This is a genomic window from Proteiniphilum sp., from assembly GCF_034331125.1.
Classification (GTDB): Bacteria; Bacteroidota; Bacteroidia; order Bacteroidales; family Dysgonomonadaceae; genus Proteiniphilum; species Proteiniphilum saccharofermentans.
This window is the reverse complement of the sequence record NZ_JAXQGC010000025.1, coordinates 1-6,719: the sequence shown is the minus strand read 5'-3', so window position 1 is coordinate 6,719 and position 6,719 is coordinate 1. Positions and strand designations below refer to the sequence as shown.

Genomic DNA, 6,719 nt, shown 5'->3' with positions numbered 1-6,719 from the left:
CTGAATGATATAAAAATAAAACCGGCAAATATTGAGTTTTTGTCGGTTAATAGTGTAAAATAATGAATCTATAGCATAGTACGGCATCATGGTTTTGCCGTACATGCTTTTAATTATATGATTATGAATAAAATGAAGCTGTTTTTTTTGTCGGTACTTGCGCTTGCTATAGTGTGCTGCAGTAGTAAAGACAACGAAATTGAAGCAAGCGGGAGCGTTACTTGTTCTCCCACCCAAATTTATGCAGGTTATAGTAAGGAGACTTCGACTATTGATGTTACGGCTGACCGCGAGTGGGCCGCCTATAGTAACGAAGATTGGATTACCTGCAGTCCTACGGGTTCCGTCAATACTACCGGGACGATAACGGTAACCATTGCTGCCAACACGAGTACTTCAGCGCGTGAAGGTGCGGTTGTCGTTAAAGCGGGAACCCGACGGGTCAGTATTCCGGTAGAACAGGAAGGCAAACCGGTGCCCAATGTCGAGGCTCCGGAAGGTTATACCCTGGTGTGGAACGACGAGTTTGACGAAGGCGATCGCCCCAATGCCTCCGAATGGTGGTACGAAACCGGTGGCGGAGGCTGGGGAAATGGAGAACTGCAGCACTATGTCAGCGGTGATAAAGATGGAGAGCAATTGGCTGTCGTAAAAAACGGTATTCTCACTATCACTGCAAAAAAAATAGACGGAACGGTTTATTCCATCCGTATGAATACGGATAAAAGCTGGATATACGGCTATTTTGAGGCGCGCCTGAAATTACCGGTTGGGAGAGGTACTTGGCCCGCCTTCTGGATGATGCCGAAAAATTTTACTGCTTGGCCCGATGACGGTGAGATCGATATTATGGAATATGTGGGTTATGATCCAAATGTCGTGCATTCTACCGTGCATACCAAAGCATACAATCACACGAATCAAACACAGAAAGGTGCATCCAGAACCATTCAGAATGCTTCAACCGAATTCCATGTCTATGCTACTGAATGGACTCCCGATTATATCAAAGGGTTTGTCGATGGAGTTGAATATTTCCATTTTCCCAATGATAAGGCAGGGAACAAGGATACGTGGCCTTTTTTCAATCCATTCTATCTGAAGCTTAATCTGGCCTGGGGCGGATCCTGGGGGGGCGCCCAAGGGGTAGATGAATCGGCATTGCCTGCCTCCTATGAAATTGATTACGTAAGAGTATATCAGAAAAAGTGAATTTTCTTAGGAACGAGGGCAGAAGAAAAACTTGTTTTGATTATGCCGAGTGACGATAGAAAATCTATATAGTGAAAAACTAAAAACTAAAAGTGAAAAGTGAAAAATTTAGGATGTTTGATTTGGGAATTGGGATTTCGGATTTGGGAGTTTAGTACAAGACTCTGAACTTCTCCACTTCTTGGACTTCTTCACTTCAGACTTCTAATTTCAATGTAACATCAAATGAAAAAAATCAGTTTTTTTATCCTAACGGTACTTCTGCTGGGTGCCTGTAACGGGGGAAATAAAAAAGCATCCGGCTTGGGTTTGGATGCCGGTATCGAAAAACGGATCGACAGTGTCATGGCGCAGATGACCCTCGAGGAGAAAGTAGGCCAGATGGCACAATTCACTGTCGATGTGATCGGAAAAGGAGGAAATCTCTATTTCAGTGATGAGCCTTTCGAAATCGATCCTGCTATGCTGGATACGGTGATTGGTAAATACAAGGTGGGTTCCATCCTGAATACCGCCAACAACCGGGCACGTACCACAGAGGTGTGGGAGAAAACGGTCCGTACCATACAGGAGAGAGCGTTGGCTGAGACAGGTATACCGGTGCTCTATGGCATTGATGCTATTCACGGGACTACTTATACCGCCGGTGCTACCTTCTTCCCGCAAGGTGTTGGGATGGCTGCCACCTTTAACACCCATCTAATGAAAGAGGGTTCCCGTATTACGGCTTATGAGACCCGCGCCAGCAATATTCCCTGGACTTTCGCTCCTACTATGGACCTGGGAAGAGACGCCCGCTGGTCGCGTCAATGGGAGAGCTACGGTGAAGACGCCTATCTCAATGCCCGGATGGGAGTGGCCTCCACACTCGGGTTTCAGGGTAATGACCGCAACAATGTAGGGAGCCACCATATTGCCGCCTGTGTAAAGCATTATATGGGTTATGGAGTACCTGTCTCGGGTAAAGACCGTACACCGGCTCTTATCTCAGAAAGTGAATTGCGTGAGAAATATTTTGAACCCTTTCGGGCCTCTATAGTAGAAGGCGGGGCACTTTCGCTGATGGTTAATTCGGGTATCATCAATGGCGTGTCCACCCATGCCGATTATCGGCTACTGACTGAATGGGTGAAAGAAGAGCTCGCGTTTGACGGGGTAATCGTGACCGACTGGGCCGATGTACAGAATCTGCTCTCGCGGGACAGGATCGCCACAGATTATAAAGAGGCAGTGAAAACGGCCATCAATGCCGGTATTGACCTGGTGATGGAGCCGTATAATCTTGCCTTTTGTCCTACTTTAGTAGAACTGATAGAAGAAGGTGAGATACCCATGGAGCGGATTGACGATGCAGTACGTAGGGTATTGCGGATGAAATTTCGTCTGGGGCTCTTTGAGCATCCTTACTGGTCACGTTCTGAATATCCCGACTTTGGGAGCAGTGAGAGTGAAGCGGTAGCAAAAGCGGCCGCTGATGAGTCGATCACCCTGTTGAAAAATGAAAACAACATCCTGCCGTTACCGTCCAATGTCCGTATTTTAGTGACAGGCCCTAATGCGCACTCTATGCGTACCCTCAACGGTGGATGGAGTTATTCATGGCAGGGAGAAAAAACCGAAGAGTTTGCTCAAGAATACAACACTATCTACGAAGCCTTGCAAAATAAATTCGGCGCTGCGAACGTGAGATATGAGCCGGGAGTTACCTATAAGATGGATGGCCAGTATTACGAAGAAAATTCGCCTGAGATTGGAAAAGCGGTAGCTGCCGCGGCAGGGGTCGATTATATTGTGTTGTGTGTAGGAGAGAACTCCTATTGTGAAACACCGGGTAACCTGGATGAATTGGCGCTGTCAGAGAATCAGACAGCCCTTGCATTGGCGCTCCAAAAGACAGGAAAACCGGTCATACTGGTATTAAATGAAGGACGCCCACGACTGATCCGTAAGATTGAACCGGATTCCAAAGCGGTACTTCAGCTTTATCTCCCGGGTAATTTCGGGGGAGATGCACTGGCCGATATTCTTACGGGAGATGTCAATCCAAGTGGAAAACTGCCTTATACCTACCCGAGATTCGAGCATGGGTTGATCACCTACGATCATAAGCCAAGCCAGAATATAGACGGTAAAATGGAAGGCGCTTACGATTACGGAGCGCAGACGTCGGTACAGTATCCGTTCGGATTCGGACTGAGTTATACTACATTTGAGTATACCAATTTATCAGTGGACAAGAAAGATTTCGTGTCGGGTGATCTGCTGACGGTGACCGTGGATGTAAAGAACAGTGGAGCGTTGGCAGGAAAAGAGGCAGTACTGCTCTTCAGCAGCGATATGGTAGCCTCCCTTTCGCCCGATGTACGCCGTCTGCGTGCATTTGAAAAGATAACACTCGAACCGGGTGAGACCAAAACCGTTACACTGCAACTGGCAGCCGACGACCTTGCCTTTGTAAATGAAAAAGGAGAGTGGACGCTGGAAGCAGGCGAGTTCAAACTACAGGCGGGCGACCAGATTGCCATGATCCGGTGCACGGAAACCCGGGGTTGGGATAGGCCGAATAAGTAAAGTATAGATATTTAATTTAATGTGATAATGTACCAATATGCCAATGTAATTATTGGTGAGTGTCCTGCCCGGATTACTTGTAACAAATCCTAAAAGGATGATGCAGGTTCCTATAACAAAAATCGTCGGATACGACTCTCTCATTCCGGCGATTTTTGTTATTTTGAAGGAAGCCAAAAAATCAGAATGAGTAGTTATAAGGTTACAGTTTCCTGATTAAATATTTTTTTGCATCTTTGCAAAAAGTCCGTGAAGAAAAATAAAATTCAGGATACTTATTTTGTAGCAGATGGCAGAGAGTGCAGTATTGGAGAACCTGTTCAGGAGAATTGCCTTTCAAGACGATCAGGAAGCGTTTAAAGAGTTGTTTTTCGACTTCTATCCTGCCCTCTGTGTCTTTGCACAACGTTACATCTCTTCGCCGGAAGCGTGTGAAGATATTGTTCAGGATACTTTCTTTCATTTATGGAAAAACCGGAAAAAGATCGAAATCACCTCCTCTTTTAAGAATTTGCTCATCACCAGTGTAAAGAATAATTGTACGGATTATCTCCGTAAACAGTCTGTGCGACAGTATTATGCGGAGAAGCAGGCCGTTTCCGCCACCACCGATACCCCCGAAGTGATTTATACCATTGGAGAACTGGAACAAATGCTTCATACTGCCTTGAAGCAGCTACCCGAAAACGTGAGGAGAGCCTTTGAACTGAGCCGGTTTGAGAATATGACTTATCATCAGATAGCGGAGGAGATGTCCGTCTCTCCTAAAACGGTAGAAGCTTATATCAGCAAGGCGCTAAGCGTATTAAGAGCCGAACTGAAGGATTATCTCCCATTGGTATTGCTCACATGCAGCATTACTTAGATTTAAAACACTGCATTATAAAAAGGCCTTTTTCTGTTGTTGAACATCGCTTGCATTATGCAAAAAAGCATTATGCAAAGAAGCATAATATGATTAAGTTTTGCGTGTGAAAAAACGTTTATCTCTAATTATTATTGTATTTTTGCATTGAGGCGTCATTATTCACCCCTGTATGGTAATTGATTATGAAGAAGAAGGAGAAACAGTCCCCGCAAATACTTTCCCCGGAAAACTATATTCGCCAAAGAGCCCGTAATCTTCCTATATACAAGTGCTTTGTCAATGAAGACTGGGAGGATGCGGGTATTGCGCACGTGACCATTGCCCGTAAGCATATCAACGGAAATATAACCTACTGTTCATATCTTGTCGACCTGAAATGTCTTGGAATAAAGGACACATTATACGAATTTAATATTCCGGAGTATGAATTTGACGAATATAAGCGTAAATTAGATACGGGCCTTAATATGGTTGAAAGCGATTACGGTTTGGTTCATAACATTATACATGCCGGGTGGGAATATGCTGAAGATATCGGTTTTGAACCCCATAAGGATTTTCTATCCACTACTCAATATATGCTTGAAGAAGATAGCGACGATATACCCTTGATTGAAATAGCGTGTGGAGGTGAAAATGGAAAACCGCTTTTCGTACAAGGCCCCTTAGAAGATGATACAATAGCCAACACTATTATCAATAGCCTGAAAAAGAGACTGGGAGCAGGTCATTTTGATTATCTCTTAGGGGGTAATAATCCAATGTTTGACGAGTCTTATGACGACTGGGATGATGAAGACGACTGGGATGACCTGGACATTTTCCACGAAGAATATATCGATAACAGTTATAGTGGAAATGCAGCGATTTTCCTGAAATTAACCCAACATTTAGATGATGATGAGTTTGGCGATGACCGGGGCGATGAGGACCCGGATGACGATGAGAGTTTCAAAAGAATAGAAGCGTTGACCGATATATTGTATGATGATCTTGTCGATTTTGAGGATGTAAACAGATGGATTACGAAATGGAGGAAAGAAGCGCGTGATTATACCATCACGAATGCCGCTTGCTACCAGATGATGGGTTTGCAAAATAAAGATGAGATCGCTTATGAAGACTTGTCTTATTTGACTAAAGAGATTGAAGATGCAAAGTTGCAAAAATATGTGCGTGAGAAGTGGGGTGAACTCCCATATGTCACGTTTCTCGAGTTACAAGGTCTGAATGATCCTACGGAAAAAAAAGCCAGAATAGCCCAGGCTCTTGATCAATATCCCGATTACGCCCTTTTAAAATTGGAAGATAAGACAGCTAAAATTCAGGATAAAAAGCTGAAGAAAACGGAACTTTCATTCAAATCTTTATTTGGGGACAGAAAGGAGATCACCCCGTACGAATATGTAAAATGGCAAGTTGTGATGCTTCACTATTTTGCGTCAACCTATGATCTGGCAGGTATAGAGAGTTTGTTCCTGTTCAATGATCCCGAAATCCATACTGAACATCACCAGATCAATATGTTCCTCTCTGTATTATATGCTACAAGAATTTCCGTGTTGAGGATGTTCCTTTTGGAACCCTAATGCCATAAAAAATAAGGAGATAACTTCTTAGAGAAATTGTGCGATCATGTAGTCATTACTTATATAGCGTACTAACAGAATAGTTTCTCAAAATTAAAAAAACGTTTTTAACATAGGGTATTTCCTTTCTCATACGTCAAGTAAATATAAAAAGGGATAAAAAGACTTTATCAAAGTTGCCCTTTGATGTTATTTGTTGTATGAAACGCGCATGATAATCATTATCACTAAAGTTAGACTTTTTCAATTGTTGTTGTACTATTTTTACGCTCAACATAGTCAAAACAAGTTTTGCCTCTGTACTCGCTTATCGAAATAGTTCTCGCTATGGCATAGTGTAAGCAAACTTGTCCTTTGCTCATTTAGCTTAGCGAAAAAGTTCACACAAGTATATGATTAAAGCGAGTTGCCTCCGGCTAATACTTTTACTCATGTTTCGCACTTCCCTCAAACCATTGACAAAGAAATAGAAGGGAAAT

At 43.5% G+C, this 6,719-nt stretch carries 4 protein-coding genes; all 4 read left to right on the top strand.

The window, feature by feature from the left end; translation table 11 throughout:
• The first annotated feature begins 132 nt into the window (after nt 1–132).
• The 4 genes from U2P89_RS05290 to U2P89_RS05275 all read left to right on the top strand — a co-directional run bounded on the left by U2P89_RS05290 (nt 133) and on the right by U2P89_RS05275 (nt 6,240).
• Nucleotides 133–1,212, top strand: coding sequence for a family 16 glycosylhydrolase (locus U2P89_RS05290; RefSeq protein WP_322190821.1), 1,080 nt, complete (start codon nt 133–135; stop codon nt 1,210–1,212).
• A 225-nt stretch (nt 1,213–1,437) separates the two neighbouring features.
• Complete coding sequence (locus tag U2P89_RS05285; RefSeq protein WP_076928348.1) at nt 1,438–3,783, top strand: glycoside hydrolase family 3 N-terminal domain-containing protein; 2,346 nt, start codon at nt 1,438–1,440, stop codon at nt 3,781–3,783.
• A gap of 289 nt (nt 3,784–4,072) precedes the next feature.
• The gene (locus U2P89_RS05280) at nt 4,073–4,648 is read left to right on the top strand and encodes an RNA polymerase sigma-70 factor (protein WP_322190820.1); all 576 of its coding nucleotides are present in this window, start codon (nt 4,073–4,075) and stop codon (nt 4,646–4,648) included.
• Nucleotides 4,649–4,833: 185 nt separating this feature from the next.
• Nucleotides 4,834–6,240, top strand: coding sequence for a hypothetical protein (locus U2P89_RS05275; RefSeq protein ID WP_322190819.1), 1,407 nt, complete (start codon nt 4,834–4,836; stop codon nt 6,238–6,240).
• Nucleotides 6,241–6,719: the final 479 nt, after the last annotated feature.